The 17,166-nt window shown below is 61.5% G+C and carries 23 protein-coding genes and 1 pseudogene; 11 read left to right on the top strand and 13 right to left on the bottom strand.

Annotated features, from left to right (window positions below):
• Positions 1–42: 42 nt before the first annotated feature.
• From AC0KUR_RS33345 to AC0KUR_RS33335, 3 genes are all read right to left on the bottom strand, one after another.
• Entirely contained in the window at positions 43–459 is a 417-nt protein-coding gene (locus AC0KUR_RS33345; protein WP_473376992.1) for a hypothetical protein, read from the bottom strand.
• Positions 460–917: 458 nt separating this feature from the next.
• Entirely contained in the window at positions 918–1,544 is a 627-nt protein-coding gene (locus tag AC0KUR_RS33340) for a hypothetical protein (RefSeq protein ID WP_473376991.1), read from the bottom strand.
• A 43-nt stretch (positions 1,545–1,587) separates the two neighbouring features.
• A complete protein-coding gene (locus AC0KUR_RS33335; protein ID WP_473376990.1) occupies positions 1,588–2,097 on the bottom strand; it encodes a hypothetical protein in 510 nt (169 codons plus the stop codon).
• A gap of 463 nt (positions 2,098–2,560) precedes the next feature.
• On the opposite strand from AC0KUR_RS33335, the gene AC0KUR_RS33330 reads away from it, so the two are divergent.
• The 5 genes from AC0KUR_RS33330 to AC0KUR_RS33310 are packed head-to-tail and all read left to right on the top strand — an operon-like array spanning position 2,561 to position 5,037.
• Positions 2,561–3,649 carry a hypothetical protein gene (locus tag AC0KUR_RS33330; RefSeq protein ID WP_473376989.1) on the top strand — a complete coding sequence of 363 codons (1,089 nt, stop codon included), beginning with the start codon at positions 2,561–2,563 and terminating at the stop codon, positions 3,647–3,649.
• Positions 3,646–4,122: a DUF1643 domain-containing protein gene (locus AC0KUR_RS33325; protein ID WP_473376988.1), complete on the top strand. Its 477-nt coding sequence runs from the start codon at positions 3,646–3,648 to the stop codon at positions 4,120–4,122. Before AC0KUR_RS33330 ends, AC0KUR_RS33325 begins: the two co-directional genes overlap by 4 nt.
• Before the next feature lie 2 nt (positions 4,123–4,124).
• Positions 4,125–4,622: a hypothetical protein gene (locus tag AC0KUR_RS33320; RefSeq protein WP_473376987.1), complete on the top strand. Its 498-nt coding sequence runs from the start codon at positions 4,125–4,127 to the stop codon at positions 4,620–4,622.
• Complete coding sequence (locus AC0KUR_RS33315) at positions 4,616–4,801, top strand: hypothetical protein (protein ID WP_473376986.1); 186 nt, start codon at positions 4,616–4,618, stop codon at positions 4,799–4,801. Before AC0KUR_RS33320 ends, AC0KUR_RS33315 begins: the two co-directional genes overlap by 7 nt.
• Positions 4,798–5,037, top strand: a complete 240-nt coding sequence (locus AC0KUR_RS33310) for a hypothetical protein (RefSeq protein ID WP_473376985.1) — start codon at positions 4,798–4,800, stop codon at positions 5,035–5,037. Before AC0KUR_RS33315 ends, AC0KUR_RS33310 begins: the two co-directional genes overlap by 4 nt.
• A 42-nt stretch (positions 5,038–5,079) precedes the next feature.
• Here the strand turns inward: AC0KUR_RS33310 and AC0KUR_RS33305 are convergent, their stop codons facing one another.
• Positions 5,080–5,313 carry a DUF6566 family protein gene (locus AC0KUR_RS33305; protein WP_374105017.1) on the bottom strand — a complete coding sequence of 78 codons (234 nt, stop codon included), beginning with the start codon at positions 5,311–5,313 and terminating at the stop codon, positions 5,080–5,082.
• A 48-nt stretch (positions 5,314–5,361) separates the two neighbouring features.
• Entirely contained in the window at positions 5,362–5,571 is a 210-nt protein-coding gene (locus tag AC0KUR_RS33300) for a hypothetical protein (protein WP_023474754.1), read from the bottom strand.
• Between the two features lie 35 nt (positions 5,572–5,606).
• Between AC0KUR_RS33300 and AC0KUR_RS33295 the strand changes: the two genes are divergently transcribed.
• Positions 5,607–6,620 carry a phage Gp37/Gp68 family protein gene (locus AC0KUR_RS33295; RefSeq protein ID WP_473376984.1) on the top strand — a complete coding sequence of 338 codons (1,014 nt, stop codon included), beginning with the start codon at positions 5,607–5,609 and terminating at the stop codon, positions 6,618–6,620.
• Positions 6,621–6,625: 5 nt separating this feature from the next.
• Here the strand turns inward: AC0KUR_RS33295 and AC0KUR_RS33290 are convergent, their stop codons facing one another.
• Positions 6,626–7,267: a hypothetical protein gene (locus AC0KUR_RS33290; RefSeq protein ID WP_152861545.1), complete on the bottom strand. Its 642-nt coding sequence runs from the start codon at positions 7,265–7,267 to the stop codon at positions 6,626–6,628.
• Here AC0KUR_RS33290 and AC0KUR_RS33285 point away from each other — a divergent pair.
• On the top strand, positions 7,260–7,955 hold the full coding sequence (locus AC0KUR_RS33285; protein WP_473376983.1) for an ASCH domain-containing protein: 696 nt from the start codon (positions 7,260–7,262) through the stop codon (positions 7,953–7,955). The genes AC0KUR_RS33290 and AC0KUR_RS33285 overlap by 8 nt on opposite strands.
• Positions 7,952–8,239: a hypothetical protein gene (locus AC0KUR_RS33280; protein WP_473376982.1), complete on the top strand. Its 288-nt coding sequence runs from the start codon at positions 7,952–7,954 to the stop codon at positions 8,237–8,239. The genes AC0KUR_RS33285 and AC0KUR_RS33280 overlap by 4 nt, the downstream gene beginning before the upstream one ends.
• Positions 8,240–8,274: 35 nt before the next feature.
• Here the strand turns inward: AC0KUR_RS33280 and AC0KUR_RS33275 are convergent, their stop codons facing one another.
• From AC0KUR_RS33275 to AC0KUR_RS33265, 3 genes are read right to left on the bottom strand one after another with little or no spacing between them, the layout of a single operon-like run.
• Positions 8,275–8,763: a hypothetical protein gene (locus tag AC0KUR_RS33275; RefSeq protein ID WP_473376981.1), complete on the bottom strand. Its 489-nt coding sequence runs from the start codon at positions 8,761–8,763 to the stop codon at positions 8,275–8,277.
• A gap of 4 nt (positions 8,764–8,767) precedes the next feature.
• The gene (locus AC0KUR_RS33270; RefSeq protein WP_473376980.1) at positions 8,768–9,508 is read right to left on the bottom strand and encodes a type II toxin-antitoxin system MqsA family antitoxin; all 741 of its coding nucleotides are present in this window, start codon (positions 9,506–9,508) and stop codon (positions 8,768–8,770) included.
• Positions 9,509–9,517: 9 nt separating this feature from the next.
• Positions 9,518–9,940 carry a hypothetical protein gene (locus AC0KUR_RS33265; RefSeq protein ID WP_473376979.1) on the bottom strand — a complete coding sequence of 141 codons (423 nt, stop codon included), beginning with the start codon at positions 9,938–9,940 and terminating at the stop codon, positions 9,518–9,520.
• Between the two features lie 558 nt (positions 9,941–10,498).
• Here AC0KUR_RS33265 and AC0KUR_RS33260 point away from each other — a divergent pair.
• From AC0KUR_RS33260 to AC0KUR_RS33250, 3 genes are all read left to right on the top strand, one after another.
• Positions 10,499–11,968 carry a M16 family metallopeptidase gene (locus AC0KUR_RS33260; RefSeq protein ID WP_226103849.1) on the top strand — a complete coding sequence of 490 codons (1,470 nt, stop codon included), beginning with the start codon at positions 10,499–10,501 and terminating at the stop codon, positions 11,966–11,968.
• Positions 11,965–13,311, top strand: a complete 1,347-nt coding sequence (locus AC0KUR_RS33255) for a M16 family metallopeptidase (RefSeq protein WP_059557612.1) — start codon at positions 11,965–11,967, stop codon at positions 13,309–13,311. Before AC0KUR_RS33260 ends, AC0KUR_RS33255 begins: the two co-directional genes overlap by 4 nt.
• Positions 13,312–13,540: 229 nt before the next feature.
• The gene (locus AC0KUR_RS33250) at positions 13,541–13,795 is read left to right on the top strand and encodes a hypothetical protein (protein WP_034186779.1); all 255 of its coding nucleotides are present in this window, start codon (positions 13,541–13,543) and stop codon (positions 13,793–13,795) included.
• Between the two features lie 168 nt (positions 13,796–13,963).
• On the opposite strand, the gene AC0KUR_RS33245 is transcribed toward AC0KUR_RS33250, so the two are convergent.
• The 4 genes and pseudogenes from AC0KUR_RS33245 to AC0KUR_RS33230 form a co-directional block, all read right to left on the bottom strand.
• Positions 13,964–14,932 (bottom strand): lysozyme inhibitor LprI family protein, encoded by a 969-nt coding sequence (locus AC0KUR_RS33245; protein WP_226103848.1) that lies wholly within the window; start codon positions 14,930–14,932, stop codon positions 13,964–13,966.
• Between the two features lie 286 nt (positions 14,933–15,218).
• The gene (gene phaR, locus AC0KUR_RS33240; RefSeq protein ID WP_034186777.1) at positions 15,219–15,785 is read right to left on the bottom strand and encodes a polyhydroxyalkanoate synthesis repressor PhaR; all 567 of its coding nucleotides are present in this window, start codon (positions 15,783–15,785) and stop codon (positions 15,219–15,221) included.
• A gap of 124 nt (positions 15,786–15,909) precedes the next feature.
• Positions 15,910–16,650: a 3-ketoacyl-ACP reductase gene (locus AC0KUR_RS33235; RefSeq protein ID WP_006491801.1), complete on the bottom strand. Its 741-nt coding sequence runs from the start codon at positions 16,648–16,650 to the stop codon at positions 15,910–15,912.
• A gap of 120 nt (positions 16,651–16,770) precedes the next feature.
• Positions 16,771–17,166: pseudogene (locus tag AC0KUR_RS33230) on the bottom strand (acetyl-CoA C-acetyltransferase); the annotation flags it as partial.

The raw sequence follows: 17,166 nt of genomic DNA, 5'->3' as shown, positions 1-17,166 counted from the left end.
CCCAGTGGAGCCCTGTTGCGTGAGGGTCACAATCCCTTAGGTTCAAATTGAGTTCAAAGACGGTTTCCGACGGAGTACTTCCTGCATTGAACGGACTACCTCGATTGCCGACGACGCAAGGTCAGCAGAATCATCAATATTTCTCAGGTAGCGGCGCCAATAGTCCTTCGGACTCACATTGTGGCGTTGATAAAACTCCGACATCAGTTGGATAACCAGAGGATTGCACCGACGCACCGCAGTTTGAAGCTCGAGCGCGGCTCGGCTGATCTGCCACCAAGGAACCGTGTGGAGCGGCATTCGGTCGAGCGCTTGATAAACATGGTCGAATTCGCTCGTATGGGGACCATCAGCAAAATATTTTTCGACATCTTCGTCACTCGATGATGACTTCGGAGCTTCATCGACGACTCGATATGCCTCTTCCAGAATCGCGACAATTCCGTCAAGAGTTTGCATTCGCGCTGCATAGTCCCTTTCCCGCTCTCGAATTTGGTCGTTCTTTCGTTGAAGCGCGGACACTGCTATCGCAGCACAAACGGCGCCGATTGAGCCAATCGCTTGGACCCAGTACGCCATCACTGCTGGGTCATACGGTCTCGTCCAACCTGTAGTAGAGCCACCCCATGCCATTAGCACGCCGGCAACTGCTCCAACGCCGAGCCAGCAAATCATTTGCGAATTTTGCATTGCGCCCCCGCTCGCTTTGATGCGAATCGTAGCACGCTGGCTGACCGGGTATTTGCCGCGCCTGCTCATCACGGGATAGCGGGCTTACATGACTAGCGAAAGTCTGGCTCAGCGCTCTTGCGGCTGTCGTCAAGTCACTCCGCCTTCCCTTTGCTCTGCCGCAGCTTTCTCCTCGTCGTGGGTGCGCTCCGCTATTGAGGTGCGCGTTCACCAGGCGACGATCAGTTTTACGACTTATCAGGTTCAGGAATCGTCTGTGGAGGCACTTCGAGCCTCTTACGCTCGGCGCGAACCCAGTTTTGAATTTCCGTAAGCTTGACGTCAGTCAACTGCAGTCGCTCCGAAGCCTTCGTCCGGGACTCAGGGCTTAAGCTTGTGCTCACACCTTGTCGCTGCTGGACAGCTCGAATCGTATATGTCAACACTCGCTGGATCGTCACGATCCGAGGAAGAAGGATAGATGGTACGGACCGACCATAGAGACTACGGATCGACAGTTGCACATCCGTCAAGCGATCAAGGTCAAAATTAAACGTCGGTCCGTTCTTGAAATTCACCATGTACTGGGTAGCAACTGCTATTGCATCGCGTGCATCTCGGCAGACTATCTCGACAAGCTCGCCTTCAGCCAAATGAGCCAGATTATCGGTTCTACTCTGCTGTTCACTCTGCCTTCTCGCCTGATCGCGAGCAACGTAATACGCACCAACGATCGCCAGGATTGAGCCAACTGCCTGGACCCATGAAGCCCAATCGCTTTTCGACAAATCCGACCACGGGATCTCGAAATACCCAGTAATACCCACAATCGCTGCGAGCACCATCGCAACGTACTTGTAAAGGCCACGCTCCATTGCACCCCCGTATGTTTTGGTGCAAATCGTAGCACGCTAGCCTCTACGCAGCCTGCGAGCGTGCACTGATCTCCACGACTGCCATTAGCACGAGCCAGAAACCAATCCAGAAGAACGCGATTGTGTTCAGCAGATTGCGATTCTTCTGGGTCGCTTCCAAGTTCTGATCGAGATAGTGCTGGGTCAGTTGAAAGACAATTTTGTCGGATATGGTGAGCTTCGCGGCATGTCGGTCGCAAAATTCGGCACGGACAGGTTCTCCGACGTGGCCCTTCAAATACGAAGGATCTAACGGGGCACAGGCGCCCTTGGCGCAACGGGACAAGAGCACAGCGTTAGATCCGGGCTCTTCAACGAAGTAGTCATGGTCGAGCGTCGTTAAGGTTCCCTCAGCAACCTTGTCGATAACGACATTTCCCGTTGCGTCGACGGCGCACATATCCGACAGCTTAGTCGGTGGTCGCACGGCCAGCCCCATCCCGACATTGATGACACCGACCGCCGCCATTATCAAAGCAATACGACTAACTTTCGAAATCGTAATCCCTGCCATGGTCGACGCCTATTAGCCGATTGGTCTCGCGCAGATTCTCACCGAGTCCGCTCTCGGTGTCGAGCAGTTCGACTAGCGACCACAAGATCTCAGCAATACAGATCCCCATGCCGCGCGAATTCCGGTGCCTCGGATGCGCGGCTTTTCTTGTGGGCGGCTTGTATAGCGCCCAGCTTTTTTCAATCTACTTCGAAAGATTGAGACCTCGGGCGACCGCGTCGCCATATGACGCACCGGCTTTCGCATTCGCGGCGCACTCGCCTAGCATCTGCTCCTGGCGCGCCCTATCGGCGGGATCCGAACTACCCACCGTGTCGTGCAGATACACAGCTGCGTCCATGCAAGTCTTTTCCGTTTTGGTGTACATCCGGAACATCGGATAGGCAATTGCAAAAATCATAGCCAGAACGGCAAAGTACAAGATTCTCACCACAGCTCTCCATCATTGGCCGAAGGAATATTCATGACGACTGGGAACGAAAACAGCCCACTCACGCGGAACGCAAGCGGGCAAGAAAACGGAGCAGCAATCGAGGCACGAGCACTGTCCTCAGCAGATAACGGCACGCCGTGCCAAAACCTTAGCCAAGGAAATGGTCTCGCTCCCGAACAAGCGAGCCACGCGGCGGATGAACGGGCGGCGTTCGAGGCATCGATGCGAAATCTAGGCAGGAGTGTAGCCAGAGACGAAGACGACGAATCACAATATGCAAACGGCTATACCAACTGCATGTGGATTGCTTGGCAAGCCCGCGCCGCATCTGCCCCGAAGCCGGCGGACGAGTGGGCGGCGTTCGATCTGACCGACATGGAATGGCTCAAAGTTTTCGAACGAGTCAGCGCCAGCATTCCGAATGTGTTCGGAAGCTATGCGAAGACGTCAGCCGCTTTTGCTCGCGAGGCTATCAGGATGGCAGGCGAAGCCCGCGCCGCATCTGCCAACGAGACGGTGGCGGAAGGGGCATTCATCGACATCGTGTTTGACGGGCCGCCGTCGCGAGAGTTTGGCCGCTTCGTGGAAGTCGAAGACGAACACGGACGATCGTTCAACGCTGGCGAGTGGATTGATCGCGGCAATGGCCTGTGGGCGCTCCGCATTGTCCGCCCACCCGCTATGGCGGCGGAAGCGGCGATCGTAGGCGCGTGGGTAGCCGAAGACGATCGGGCCATTACTGCCGCGCAAAAGCAGCGCGCCTTGCACGAAGGTGGCGCGACTGCTTCAGCAGTCCGGCCATACTCGATCCCGTGCTATCTCGGTATCCCGCCCGCTATGGCGGCGGAAGCGGTGGCATATGTGTGCTCGGCCAGCAATGACTTTGCCCCGATCGTCCGCGACAAGGGCGCTGCACAGCGGCTGTCTGATGCCCATGGTGATGGCAAGATCGTGCCGCTCTACGCCGCCCCGCAGCCCGCGCAGGCAGACGCTCGGGTCGGGCTGACGGCCGACGACCTGCGCGAATTGAGGGGCATGACGAGTGATCCGCGCCTGTTTGAAGCCGAGCGCGAGGCTATCCGAAAGGCTGTTGCCCTTCTCCAAGGAGCCAACCAATGAGCGCCATCATCAGCGAATGCGGCCAATACCGCTATCTACTCAACCGTCCGGCGGATTGCGTGACACCGATGAAATCAACCGCGCTGTTCCTGATGCTAAATCCGAGCACCGCAGACGCGAGCCTCGATGATCCGACGATTCGGCGATGCCGCGGCTTCGCGAAGGCATGGGACTGCAACGGAATCTCCGTCGCGAACCTCTATGCCCTTCGCTCGACCGATCCCGCTGCGCTCTGGTCGCACACAGATCCGGTCGGCCCTGACAACGACGCCTATCTGCGGCAGTTCGCCCGTGAATATGGCGATGTCGTATGCGCATGGGGCGCCAATGCACTGCCCAAACGCGTGTCGGCAGTCAAGACAATCCTCCACGAAGCGGGTGCGCGCCTCTGGTGTCTCGGCACCACGAAGGACGGATCTCCACGTCATCCGTTGTACGTTCGCGCCGACCAACCGCTTATCGAATGGAGCTAACCATGCCGAATGACAACGTGCTGACGGACAATTTCCGCGGCGACAATGCGCAGCTCGTCCGCAGCATCGAAGCGCTGCTTGAACTCGACGCCGAAGGCGCACTGGTTCCGCATGGTGTCGGCGGCCACGCACGCGCCCTTCTCTCGGCCGCAGCAATACGTCTCGCCGCCCATCCGGGCCAGCCGGAGCCGGCCGCATCGCCCGGCGTGATTGCGGCCGCGCTTGCCGTGATCGAGGCGGACCGGTCGCAGACGCTGACAAACGAACTCGTTGACGCGCTCGACATCGCCATCAAGATCCAGCGAGGCATGTTCAAACTGCCGGAGCCGCGCGCCGAGGTGACGCATTCCGACGTCGATGTGGATGCCATCGCGAAGGACTGCCGCGGTGAATTCGATGAATCGGGCGGCATTTATTTCACCCGGAAGTTCTGGGGCATATTCGTTTCGGATATTCGCGATGCAATCGCCGCCGCCCGCACCGGAGCCTCATCATGCTGACCGACGTCGAAGTGTTCGCGATTCGCGCGGCCGGGCCGCCTGACGACCTGCGCGAGAAGCTGTATCCGGAGCTGACGCCGCGCTGCTCAGCCTGCGACGGCACGGGCGACGTGCATGACGCCACCGGCGAGTGGCGCGGCGTGTGCACCGCATGCGCCGAGCCGGGAGACCCATCATGAGCAAGTACAAGAAGCTCGACGACCTGATCGTCGCGTCGATCGACGACACTCCGAAGAAATTCGCAGCCGTCAACACCGGCGCAGTGCGTGAAGAAAGCGAGCGACTCGCGCGAGAAGAATGTCGGCCGAACACGTTCGGCGAAGTCGTGGGCTGGCGCATCGTCGACCGGCGGCTTCAGGCCGTGCGCAAGACCGGGACGATCCGCTCGACGTCGAAAGGATGGGTGCGAGCGTGACGATCGCAGGCGACACGCTGCCGGAGACGGAGCCGATAGCTACTATCGGTTGATATTGCGGATGATGTTTCGCCCAAGCTCAACACCTGCTAGCTTCGCCTCTTGCGCAGTGGCGTATGAATTGTCTGAATCATCCCGCCGCGGAAGCACCGGTTCTCCGTCTCTGTAGATCTGCACGCTCAGAACCCAAGAGCTATCAGGCGCCGGCTGCTCGCAATCGACGACAATTTGATAGCCATCGAACTCGTCAATGAAGTGCTCAATACCTCTGCGCATCTTGAACCCCACGAAACTGATTGATTTTTGCGCGAGTGCTCACGGCACTTAAGCGTACCGCGTCAGCCACTCTTCGGAAAACTGCTTCGCATAGGCGACTGCTTCGGCCTCGGTGTCGAATTCGCCGAGTTTCCGAAATGCCGCCTCGCGGCTGAATCCCACCTTCGTCACTTCGACCTGCGCGGCGAACTTGCCGTCGTCGGTCGGGCGTGGCGTGCAATTCATCTCGTACCCACGCATCAGGAAAACCGTCTTCATCTGGTGCTCGCTGGAAAAATCCAAGGAATCGTAGCATGAGCGAGAAGAGCAAAATCGAATGGACCGATTCGACATTCAATCCGTGGGAGGGCTGTGCGAAGGTCGGCCCTGGCTGTGACCACTGCTACGCCGAGTCGCGCAACGCGCGTTTCGCGGGCGGCACAGCCGTAAACTGGGGCCACGGCGCGCCGCGGCGCCGCACGTCGCCCGCGAACTGGCGGAAGCCGCTCGCCTGGGAAGCGGCGCATGCCGAGTTCTTCGCCGCGCACGGCCGGCGCCAGCGCGTGTTCTGCGCGTCGCTCGCCGATGTGTTCGACAATGCCGTCCCGGACGCATGGCGCGCGGACCTGTTCGATCTGATCTGGAACACCCCGCACCTCGACTGGCTGCTGCTCACGAAACGCATCGGGAATGCCGGGCCGATGATCAGCCTGGCGCTCGAACTCGCCGGGCGCGGCGTCAATACACCGTGGCCGTGGTCGAATGTCTGGATCGGCGCGACGATCGTCAACCAGGAAGAGGCCGACCGCGACATCGAGAAGCTTCTCATGACGCCGGCGCACCGCCGGTTCCTATCCATGGAGCCGCTTCTGGGGCCGGTCGATCTTCGAGCGTGGTTCGATCCGACTGGCGTCTGCTGCATGCAGGAAATGCAGTCCTGCGCCGACTGCCCCGCCGACGCGCCGTGGATTCATGGACCGACCACCGAATACGCGGAGGACGGGACGGGCTTCAGCTCGCCCGAGATCAACTGGGTGATCGTTGGCGGCGAAAGCGGCACTGGCGCGCGGCCGATGCACCCCGAATGGGCGCGCGACCTTCGCGACCAGTGCACGGCATACGGCGTGCCCTTCACGTTCAAGCAATGGGGTGAATGGCTCCCCGTCGAGCCGAACGGCGCGGCCATCAGCGGGTGCGGGGTGACGCCTGTTCGTGAGCCTGCCTTTCGCTTCGCGGCGAACCACCACTTCGCCAAGGTCGGCAAGCGCGCCGCCGGCCGGCTGCTCGACGGTCGCACGCACGACGAATTCCCGAGAGGGGTCCAATGACTACGTCAGTACTTGTCGGCACCCATCAGCGCTCGGAGATTGCGCAACTCGTTTGCTTCGCTTCGTGCGCGCGTCAGGCGATCTATCGCATGTGCCATCTGGTCTTCGCAGAAAGCGTTTGGTCCGGAGCAAGACAAAAAAATGCCACGCGCGGACGTAACAAGCACAACTGCCGCGTCAATTGCGAGATCCAACAAATTTTCCGATATATGCGCATCCTGGAATGCACGCGCGCGGTGTTCCCCGTGAAAAGAAACGTTGCTCATGAAATACGGTGCATCTTGCGTCGATGGAAACAGCCAACCGTGAGCGATTGCATTTCGATATGCAAGAAGATCGTCCGCGCATTCGCAAGTCAAATTTATTGCGTCGCCGAGCGCGCCATCACGTCCGCGGGCTCGCTTCTTGATACGTCCAATGATGTCCGAAATTCCGATCTTATCGGTGGACGGGCGCTTTCCCGTGACCCCCTCTTCGAGAATTGCCCAAGCGGCGACCTCGATGAGGCGTTCAAACATGCCCATATAGGTCATGAACGCGCCCAGTTTCTGCTGACAGGCTCGGCTAAGCCCATATTCCTGCTCAAGCGCCAGCACTGCTTCGTCGGCACTTCGCTGATGTGGCAAACCACGCGGAGAGATGGCCATGCGTGAACTCCCAATATTGTTTTCTGGCCCGATGGTACGAGCCATCCTCGAAGGTCGCAAGACGCAGACGCGGCGCATCGTGAAGCTGCCGCACAACAATCCGCTCGGCGTGTGGGAACCGACAACGGCCGGCGGCGGCTCGGTGAAGTATGCCGGCGGGACGCCCGCGCCGGACCTGGCCGCGATCTGGCACACACGCACCGGCGATTGCTACGTCTGCCCGCATGGCGACGTCGGCGACCGTCTGTGGGTGCGCGAAACGCATGAGGTGCGCCGCATCGGCACCGAGACGTTCGAAGGCAGCCGACCGACACGCCGCTATGCCGGCATCGCGTACCGGGCCGACGACGGCCGCGCCGAAGTCGACATCGACCACAACACGTTCCAGGCGCTCGACGCCAAGGAATCCCGTGGCTGGTCGCCATCCATCCACATGCCGCGCTGGGCGTCGCGCATCACGCTCGAGATCACTGACGTGCGCGCCGAGCGACTGCAAGCGATCAGCGCGGAGGACTGCGTCGCGGAGGGCATGGCGACGACGTTGCGCGAGCACGACGCCTACATCGCGCTGCGCGACGACTACCGGGTGCTATGGGATGGCCTCAACGGTGCACGCGGCTGCGGCTGGGACACGAACGCGTGGGTCTGGGTAGTCGAATTCAAACGAGTGGGAGGTACGTCGGAATGACGAAGAAACAAGCGAAACATGAAGCTCCGACTGCCGACACGCAGGTAGCATCGGCTATCACCAGCACGATCAGCGCAGTGAGCTTTCAAGGGCTCAGCATCGTGACTCCGGATGGTCAGCCTGCGACGCTTGCAGTCCTCGACCAAAACGGCAAGGTCATCGACGCTGGTCCGAGCGTCATGCGCGCGGTGTGGGACGTCGCAATCCGTTCGTACCGAAACTTCCTGATCGGCAATGGACACCTGCGTGTTCTCACTCAACCGCAAAACGTGAGAACAAAATGAACAATGGCGCCACAAGGCGCCATTGTTGTGTCCAATTACTGATCGAGCTTATTTGGCGCTTCCCCAAGGAAATTCATCGCCGGCAGCAGCAATTCACCATGCCACGATCTGGCAGTAATATTAGAAACCATTTCACGGATTGCGCTATAAACCACAGCCGCACCATTGACCACAACGATATTTTGACGCCGCGCCTCTTCAGGAAATATCTCCGTCAGCACGTTAAAATATCCGACACATTTAATATCTATACGATAAGGAGCAACTTTACCTTCGGTTCCCAACAACCGAACAGCCAATGTGACAATGTATGGCTGAATCTCAACCTTGTCCCCAGACTCATTATCCGTAGGCGCGACAGTTTCCCCATATCCATGGCCCAATTCTGATTGAAATTGTACGCCGGAGAAATCAAAAGGACTCTCATTACGAGGATGCGGAGTTTCAATTTCGATAGATTCCGTTGGCTCAACCAAAACCTTCAAAAACCTAAGGTTGACCAATTGGATAGGGCTCAAGTCCATGGCTTTATGCTGCCTTCAATACAATAGTCGAAGTCACTGGATCTTCGATCCTGAACATTCCAACATTTAGACCCGAATCACCCCAGTTCCAACTCCACGATGTTGTTATTGCTGATTCCTCGAGAATCACATGAGAAGACTTGATCTCCGGCTCAGCGCCCTCCACATGAGTCGCCATGTCGTCTGCATGCCAAATATCGAATCTCAGCGTTTCGAAAACTATGTCTCTAATTGTCTGAATGTCGCAACGCGGCGCCACACCCTTCGCCTTAATGTTTCTCGCTGCGCAGCTAACAAAGGGCTCGATGTGTGCCTCGACCGCATCGACTCTTCCCGCAATCCATGCGTATTGAAACAACGCTGGCGGGAACGAATCACATACCCGAAGCGCCCTGTCCATCGCAGTAGATTGCGCGACGTCATCCGCCTCGTACTTGGAAAATGCGACTGGACCACCGCCAAAAATGGCAGCTGCGTCGTCCTGGCGAAGACCGTACTTGCGACGAAATGCAGCGACCTCGTCCCCCGTGAGCAACCCATCTGCTTCTTTGCGGAACTTCGCGACAGCACGCTTGTTCGCACGCGCGGACTCCTTGCCTGCGACCTCCGCTCCGCAAAGGTCGCAAACCTCCATCCGCATGTCGATCATGGAAGACTTGCCGTTCTCAGTGAACTCCTGAGAAAAGTGCTGCTGGTGAAGTTGCCCCTCTCCGCAAACGGGGCACGGCCCGAGATTTGATTTCATAGATGTTGCCTATCGGCTCGTATGGCAAGAGATGGTCAAGACCACCTTCCCCGTCTTACCAATCGCAAATTTAACGAAGTACTCGCAATCAAGATCGCGGTGTGCAGCTTCGTTCCACTCCTTCCTGGAGAGCACATATGCGTCACAGGCCGCCACCGGGCCATCTGGTTTCTGCGCGCACCATTCGGAGCAATGATACCGACCCTTGGTGACTGCCTCCCAGATGAGAGCTCCGGCTTCCACCTCATCCAGACCCAAGCTGGCCGCATCAGCAACGCACTTTCGTGTCCACAGCACAACATGACCGCCAAGCAGCAGCGGCTTCAACTCGTCCGGACTGTACAGCGGGCCATCCGCGATCTTTTGATCTGCCCCTTCATCGGGAGGCGGAGCGCCGTCCCACTTTCCCACGTTTCTTCGATTGTTTACCATCTTGGTAAGTTCCGCAAGCGCGGCAAAGTGGCTCGGCGGAAATTCTCGCGCCGCTGCGACTGGCCTTGGTGCCGAAAATCTTACCTTATGAACAGCAGACCTAGAAGTGGCGTGCGCCTAGGCTTCACCCTAGCGCGGAAAAAGACCGCAGTGTATCCCGTCACGGAAAGGTTATATTTAGCATCTTACGGGCACCCGAGGGATACGAACCCTACTTTGGGGGATTGGGACATCTGGAATGTGGGGGCGTGGCAGCAAAAGCGTGAGTTTACAGCGATTTAGGGGTGGCGAGGCAAAACAGGCGGTCGGCGACGGCGTCGACCGTCAAATCGGCGGCACGACGCGTCAACGGCCTGTCATGCGAGGCGACTTGATGCGTCCCTTTTCATTCTGAAACAATCGCCTGCCCACCGTTGCTCGCCGGCAGACCTCGGCGCGATGCGCCATCGAAAGACGTCCGGGCCCGACAATCGCGTTCAGGTGACCTGCACGTTCAACGGGTGCATCCCGGCGGCGATGCCCTCGCCACGCACCATCGCTCAACGCGCATCGGAAAATATGAAAAACTTCACGTTCGCCGCACTCGGCGCAGGTCAGGTCGACCGACCGTCGAGCCGGCGCCCGATCTTCCGCGTTCATCCCGCCCACACGAAAGGACGTTTCATGTCAGTACGACGTTTGATATGCACCGGGCTCTCGTTGTACCTGTTGATTGCAGGCACCGCGATGGCTCAACCCGTCGAGGTCGCGGGCTTTACCCACGTGCGCTCCCTGGGCGGCATCGACGAATACCGCCTGGATGCCAACGGCCTCACCGTGCTGGCCCTGCCCGATCCTGCAGCGACGGTGGTCAGTTTCCAGGTGCTGTACCAGGTGGGTTCACGCAACGAGGCCGCCGGCACGACCGGCGACACCCACCTGCTCGAGCACCTGATGTTCAAGGGCAGCCAGCATTACAACAAGGCGCTCGGCAATTCGCTGAACAGCTACATGGAGCGCGTGGGCGCGACCTTCAACGCAACCACCTCGATGGACCGCACCAACTACTTCGGCACGCTGGGGCGCGACGCGCTGGAAGGCTACATCGCCATCGAGGCCGACCGCATGCGCAACCTCCTGCTGCGCCCGGAAGACCTGGCCAGCGAGATGACGGTGGTACGCAACGAGTACGAGCGGGGCGAGAACAGTCCTGTCACCGCGTTGTTCCAGCAGGTCATGGCCACGGCTTACCAGGCACACCCCTACCACCATCCCACCATCGGCTGGCGTAGCGACATCGAGCATGCGAGCGTGGACAAGCTGCGCCGCTTCTACGACACCTTCTACTGGCCGGACAATGCCGTCGTCATCCTGGTCGGCAATTTCCGGCCGGACCAGGCATTGGGCTGGATCAAGCAGTATTACGGCGGCATTCCGCGCGCGCCCCAGCCCATCCCGGTGGTCACGACCGAGGAACCTCCGCAGCAGGGGCCACGACGGCTGGTGCTCAAGCGCGCCGGCGCGACAGGCAATCTGATCATCGCCTTCAAGGCGCCGCGCGCGCTCGACCCCGATGCGGCGGCCCTGACCGTCCTGGGCCTGGTATTGAGCCAGGGCAAGAGCAGCCGGCTGTATCGCGCACTGGTCGACACCGCGGTTGCCACGCATGCCGGCGCCAGCTTCCATGCGCTGCGTGATCCCGGCCCGTTCGTGGTGACGGTCAGCCTGCCGCCCGACGCGAAACACGAGCAGGCCGAGAAAGTCGTCTGGACCGAACTGGAGCGAGTCAAGACCGAGGGCGTCACGCGCGACGATATCCAGCGGGTGCTGGGCCCTTACCGGGCCGATCAGATCTACCAGCGTGACGGCGTCGGCTTGACGTCCGCCCGATTGGGCCACGCGGTCTCGCTGGGCGACTGGACACGGTTCGTCACCGAGCTCGAAGAACTGGAGAAGGTGACGCCCGCCGATGTGCAGCGCGTCGCCCGCAAGTACCTCGTTGAAAACCAGAGCACCACCGGCTGGTTCGTTCCGGAGAAATCGTCATGATGCAGGCTCGTTTCAACCATCTGCGGACGTGGTTCGTGTGGTTCGCCGTGCTGTGGCTGCCTGTTGCCGCTCATGCGGGCATCGCCGATCGCATCGTGCGCACCCAGGCCGGCAGCATCGCGCTGCTGACCTATTCGATGTCGCCGCGGGAAATGGTGTCCGTTGCCGGCGTGATGCCGCTGGGCGATGCCGACACGGCCAGCAAGGCAGCCAATCCCGCCGTGCCGTTGCTGACGGGCATGTTGCTGCAGGAGGGCAGCACCCGTCGCGACAAGGTGGCGATCTCCGCGCTGCTGGAGAGCCTGGGCGCCCAGTTGTCGTTCCGGACCGACGGAGGCTACGTCGGCATCTACGGCCAAAGCCTGACCAAGGATTTGCCGACGCTGATCGACCTGATGGCCGAGCAGTTGCGCCGGCCGGCCTTCAAGCCGGAGGAACTGGCCAAGGCCAAGACGCGGCTGGAGGCCGCGGTCCGCAACGCCGCGGAAAACCCGTCGGTCCGGGCCAGCGAGGCGCTGAACCAGTCGATCTACCCCGCCGCGCACCTCAACGCCCCGGTGCCGCGCGAGCGGATGCTCGAGGCCATCGCCGCCGCCACGCTGGACGACATCAAGGCCTTTCATCAAGCCTATTACGGGCCTGCACACATGACGCTGGTCGTGGTCGGCGGCGCGGACCCTCGCCGCCTGCAGTCCCTCGTGACCGAAGCGTTCGCGGGCTGGAGCGGCGGCCAGGCGCTCGTGCGGCGGGGGCCGCCGCGCAAGGCAAGTCAGCCCGACATACAGCGCATCGCCATGGGGGACAAGGAATCCATCAGCGTGATGCTGGGTCAGGCCATCGACCTGCGCGCCAACGATGCCGACTACCTGCCGCTCAGCGCGGCCGTCAACATCCTGGGCAACGGCTTCACCGGCCGGCTGATGGCAGGGGTGCGCGATCAGGAGGGCCTGACCTACGGCATCCGTGCCGGCCTGTCCGGGCTCTCGCTGATGGACGGCGGATTCGTCATCACCAGCAGTTTCGCCCCGCCTCTGCTGGACAAGGGCGTCACCAGCACGCGCCGCATTCTGGACACCTGGTGGAAACAGGGCGTGACGCAGGCGGAACTGGATGCCCGCAAGGACGGCATGATCGGCCGCCATCAAGTCGCCATGGAAACGACCGGCCAGATGGCCGCCATGATCGCCCAGACGGTGCTCCAGGACCGCCCGCTGAGCGACCTGGACACCTATCCCGAGCGCGTGCGCGCGTTGACCGTCGAGCAGGTCAACACCGCCATCCGCACGTACCTGGACCCCGGCAAGATGACGTTGGTGGAAGCGGGCACGTTTGCGGAGAAATAACCGCAACCTCGCTTCGTTCCGCGCCGCGCCCGGCTTCGGCCGGGCCGCCGCCATCGCACTGCCACGGCTCTCCAACGGGAGGTTCGCTGCAACGCTCGTGGAACATCCTCGACGCGTGTGGACTCGAGTGCGCCGGAGCCCGGCGCACGACAATCGCCCCGGACGCGAGGCGCCGTTATGCGAGAATCGGAACCTCCAACCGCTTCACACCACCCATGACGGGGCTCGCATGACCACCCACATCACGATCGAATTCACCGAACACGCAGCGGAAGCCGTCGGCGAGCAAACCAGCACCAGTTTCTCCTACGACCAGGGCGCGCATGTGCCGCAACCGGGCGACTTCGTCGAGCTCGAGCATTCGCGACAGACGTTCCTCGTGATCGGCCGCGTGTTTTCGCTCAAGGCGAATTACTGCGCCGTCAAGCTCGTGCTCGACCTTCCTCCGCCGGACGACGATCAGGACTTCGGTCCCGCGCACTGAGCACCGCAGCAACGCATGCCATCGGCCCGAACCGATGACCACGCAGCGCACGCGTGCGCGACATCGCAGTCGACGATCGATCGACATCGGCTGCGCACGAAACCCCTGCCGACGAAAAACGACCCGGCCCGCGATCGCGGGCCGTGCAGGAACATGAAGCGTTGCCCGTCACCGCGCATCCGGAAACACCGGCGCAGTCAGACACCGCTCGAACCACACTGCATCGTCGCCGTCGCCGATCGGCCACATTTCCGCATCCAGTTGCGGCATGCCCGCGGCCGGCGCAGGCGCGCGGCCATCCACGCCGGACGCACCGGCCCGTACCCATCCTGACTGCGCGCCGCCGCCATCGCACGATTGCGCATGCGCCTGCGCCTCGCAGAACGCCACCGGATGCACCTTCCCGCCGACGGTCGCACTCACCGAGCGGTATTGATAGACCGCGCCGGTCGCCCAGTCCTCGCTCTGGCTGCAGATCCGCGCACGATGCTGCACGTGGACCGCGCCGAAGCACGCGTAGGACACGTGCGTGCCGCTCGCGTCGTCCGGAATGAAATCGCAGTTGCCATCGAAACCGGTCAACGGGCCGCCCGTATATTTCGCGAGCCACTGCCGCTCGGCCAGCGCCCGCGCGATCAGCCCTTTGGCCGACCGATCGGCCAGCATCGCCGTGCGCCGATCGATGGCCTTGCGCACTTCGTCGACCGCCATCGGATGGCCATCGTAATCGGCATCGAGTCGGTTGTTGCGTGCGCCGATCCAGCGCCGCTGGCTGCGCACGAGCATGTCGCGGATCGCGGCGTCCGGCGCGGCCTTCAGCGCGCCCGCATAGGCCGTATTCATCCTCGCGTCGGCTGCCCGCAGCGCGGGGCTCGCGCAGATGCGCTTCTCGACCGGTTGCACGGCCTTCGCGCAATCGATCGCCAGGGCCGGCAAGGCCAGGCCCATGCCACACATGAACATCGAAGCAAGACCGGCGAGCCTGCCGGCCGATGCCATTCGAATCCCTCGCATGCGCTCTCTCAATCGGTTTGTTGTTCTTGGTCGCGCCGGGTCGACCCGGCATCGCCTGTATCGTCGCAACCGGAACCGGTACCGCGCGTCACCGTGCAGCGCCGCTTCGGGTGCGACAGGCACACACCCCGCGCCGCGGTGCGAACGCACGCGCTCCGGCGCAGCGCACCCCGGCTTTCATTCGTTGATGACGGGATCTCGATCGACTGGACGACGGTCATGCACGCCGTTGCCCGGCACGCGCATCGGTGCCGACGATCATGAACGACCGTCGGCGGCATCTCACGGCAGGCAGCGGCCGCGCATCGTCATGCCCGAACACACGATCGGCTGCGCTGCCCGCGCTGCTTTGCGGCCCCGTCGCCCGACGGCTCGCGCCGCCGCGGCCGGCGTGCCGCGCCACGATTAATTACTTCTTTTCCGGCTCCGACGCACCCGGCTGCTTGAACGGGAACGTGCTGAACATCGACTTCGCCTGGTTCTGCATCTGCTCCTGCATCTGCACGAACATGTTCTTCGACTGCTCGATGTAGCTGGTCATCATCCCCTGCATCATCGGCGCCTGCATGTTCATGAACTGCGACCAGACTTCCGGATTCATCGCGTTGGTGTCGTACAGGTTCTTCGACTGATCCGCGAGCTTGTTCTGGATGTCGATGAACGCCTGGATGTTCTTTTCCAGGTACGTGCCCATCATGCCCTGCATCGCATGGCCGTAGAAACGGATGATTTGCGACAGCATCGACGACGAGAACATCGGCACGCCGCCGCTTTCCTCTTCGAGAATGATCTGCAGGAGGATGCTGCGCGTCAGGTCTTCGTTGGATTTCGCATCGACGACCTTGAAGTCCTCCTGCTCCAGCACGAGCTGCTTGACGTCCGTGAGCGTAATGTACGTGCTTGTCTCGGTATCGTAGAGCCGGCGGTTCGGGTACTTCTTGATGAGCCGTTCGGCAGTCTTCTTTGTAGTAGTCATGTAACGCCTTTCAGTGCAGCGTAGCGCAAGCGCAAGTGACGAATCCCCGCCGCCCGAATCCGGGAGGCGGGGGCCTTCGGAACCCACCCGGCTGCGCGGCCACCCGGCCCGCGCAGCCCGGGCGTCAGCCCATGTGCAGGCCGCCGTTCAGCGAGAAGTCGGCGCCCGTCGCGAAGCCGGAATCGTTCGACGCGAGCCACGCGACGATCGAGCCGATTTCCTCCGGGCCGCCCAGACGCCGCACCGGGATCGTCGCGACGATCTTCTCGAGCACGTCGGGACGGATCGCCTTCACCATGTCGGTGCCGATGTAGCCCGGCGACACGGTGTTGACCGTCACGCCCTTCGTCGCGACTTCCTGCGCGAGCGACATCGTGAAGCCGTGAATGCCGGCCTTCGCGGTCGAGTAGTTGGTCTGGCCGAACTGCCCCTTCTGGCCGTTCACCGACGAAATGTTGATGATGCGGCCCCAGCCACGCTCGACCATCCCGTCGATCACCTGCTTCGTCACGTTGAAGAGGCTCGTCAGGTTGGTGTCGATCACGGCCGTCCAGTCTTCATGCGTCATCTTGCGGAACACGACGTCGCGCGTGATGCCCGCGTTGTTGACCAGCACGTCGATCTCGCCGACTTCGGCCTTGACCTTGTCGAATGCTTCCTTGGTCGAGTCCCAGTCGCCGACGTTGCCTTCCGACGCGATGAAGTCGTAGCCGAGCGCCTTCTGGTCCTCGAGCCACTTCACGCGGCGCGGCGAGTTCGGGCCGCAACCCGCGACGACCTTGAAGCCGTCCTTCGACAGACGCTGGCAGATGCTGGTGCCGATGCCGCCCATCCCGCCCGTTACGTACGCAATTCGCTGAGACATGAATCTCACTCCATTTTTTGGTTTCGAGAGCTATCGAGGCTCCCTCTGACTTCACGTGGCGCCGGCCGAAGCCGCAATCGGCCGGCGCCCGGATTCGGTTCGACGGTGACGAACAGCCGGTTACGGGCGCTCGACCGCGAGCGCGACACCCATCCCGCCGCCGATGCACAGCGACGCCAGCCCGCGCTTCGCGTCGCGCTTGGCCATCTCGTGCAGCAGCGTCACCAGGATCCGGCAGCCCGACGCGCCGATCGGATGGCCGATCGCGATCGCCCCGCCGTTCACGTTCACCTTCGACGTGTCCCAGCCCATCTGCTTGTGCACCGCCAGCGCCTGCGCCGCGAACGCCTCGTTGATTTCCATCAGGTCCAGGTCGCCCGGCGTCCAGCCCGCGCGCTCCAGACACCGGCGCGACGCCGGCACCGGGCCCATGCCCATCACGCTCGGATCCACGCCCGCGTTCGCGTACGCCTTGATCCGCGCCAGCGGCGTCAGGCCGAGCGCCGCCGCCTTCTG

The organism is Burkholderia sp. YHN3-13, assembly GCF_055810675.1.
This window is presented reverse-complemented; position numbering and strand designations above follow the sequence as displayed.

What these genes read in the sequence shown, in the direction of transcription:
- AC0KUR_RS33320 (WP_473376987.1), top strand. Translation starts at nt 4,125, where the DNA reads ATGCCGAATGACAACGTGCTGACGGACAATTTCCGCGGCGACAATGCG.
- AC0KUR_RS33285 (WP_473376983.1), top strand. Translation starts at nt 7,260, where the DNA reads ATGGCCATGCGTGAACTCCCAATATTGTTTTCTGGCCCGATGGTACGA.
- AC0KUR_RS33275 (WP_473376981.1), bottom strand. Translation starts at nt 8,763, where the DNA reads ATGGACTTGAGCCCTATCCAATTGGTCAACCTTAGGTTTTTGAAGGTT.
- phaR (WP_034186777.1), bottom strand. Translation starts at nt 15,785, where the DNA reads ATGACTACTACAAAGAAGACTGCCGAACGGCTCATCAAGAAGTACCCG.
- AC0KUR_RS33255 (WP_059557612.1), top strand. Translation starts at nt 11,965, where the DNA reads ATGATGCAGGCTCGTTTCAACCATCTGCGGACGTGGTTCGTGTGGTTC.
- AC0KUR_RS33305 (WP_374105017.1), bottom strand. Translation starts at nt 5,313, where the DNA reads ATGCGCAGAGGTATTGAGCACTTCATTGACGAGTTCGATGGCTATCAA.
- AC0KUR_RS33270 (WP_473376980.1), bottom strand. Translation starts at nt 9,508, where the DNA reads ATGAAATCAAATCTCGGGCCGTGCCCCGTTTGCGGAGAGGGGCAACTT.
- AC0KUR_RS33250 (WP_034186779.1), top strand. Translation starts at nt 13,541, where the DNA reads ATGACCACCCACATCACGATCGAATTCACCGAACACGCAGCGGAAGCC.
- AC0KUR_RS33315 (WP_473376986.1), top strand. Translation starts at nt 4,616, where the DNA reads ATGCTGACCGACGTCGAAGTGTTCGCGATTCGCGCGGCCGGGCCGCCT.
- AC0KUR_RS33265 (WP_473376979.1), bottom strand. Translation starts at nt 9,940, where the DNA reads ATGGTAAACAATCGAAGAAACGTGGGAAAGTGGGACGGCGCTCCGCCT.
- AC0KUR_RS33295 (WP_473376984.1), top strand. Translation starts at nt 5,607, where the DNA reads ATGAGCGAGAAGAGCAAAATCGAATGGACCGATTCGACATTCAATCCG.
- AC0KUR_RS33300 (WP_023474754.1), bottom strand. Translation starts at nt 5,571, where the DNA reads ATGAAGACGGTTTTCCTGATGCGTGGGTACGAGATGAATTGCACGCCA.
- AC0KUR_RS33325 (WP_473376988.1), top strand. Translation starts at nt 3,646, where the DNA reads ATGAGCGCCATCATCAGCGAATGCGGCCAATACCGCTATCTACTCAAC.
- AC0KUR_RS33335 (WP_473376990.1), bottom strand. Translation starts at nt 2,097, where the DNA reads ATGGCAGGGATTACGATTTCGAAAGTTAGTCGTATTGCTTTGATAATG.
- AC0KUR_RS33280 (WP_473376982.1), top strand. Translation starts at nt 7,952, where the DNA reads ATGACGAAGAAACAAGCGAAACATGAAGCTCCGACTGCCGACACGCAG.
- AC0KUR_RS33345 (WP_473376992.1), bottom strand. Translation starts at nt 459, where the DNA reads ATGCAAACTCTTGACGGAATTGTCGCGATTCTGGAAGAGGCATATCGA.
- AC0KUR_RS33290 (WP_152861545.1), bottom strand. Translation starts at nt 7,267, where the DNA reads ATGGCCATCTCTCCGCGTGGTTTGCCACATCAGCGAAGTGCCGACGAA.
- AC0KUR_RS33330 (WP_473376989.1), top strand. Translation starts at nt 2,561, where the DNA reads ATGACGACTGGGAACGAAAACAGCCCACTCACGCGGAACGCAAGCGGG.
- AC0KUR_RS33235 (WP_006491801.1), bottom strand. Translation starts at nt 16,650, where the DNA reads ATGTCTCAGCGAATTGCGTACGTAACGGGCGGGATGGGCGGCATCGGC.
- AC0KUR_RS33310 (WP_473376985.1), top strand. Translation starts at nt 4,798, where the DNA reads ATGAGCAAGTACAAGAAGCTCGACGACCTGATCGTCGCGTCGATCGAC.
- AC0KUR_RS33260 (WP_226103849.1), top strand. Translation starts at nt 10,499, where the DNA reads ATGAAAAACTTCACGTTCGCCGCACTCGGCGCAGGTCAGGTCGACCGA.
- AC0KUR_RS33340 (WP_473376991.1), bottom strand. Translation starts at nt 1,544, where the DNA reads ATGGAGCGTGGCCTTTACAAGTACGTTGCGATGGTGCTCGCAGCGATT.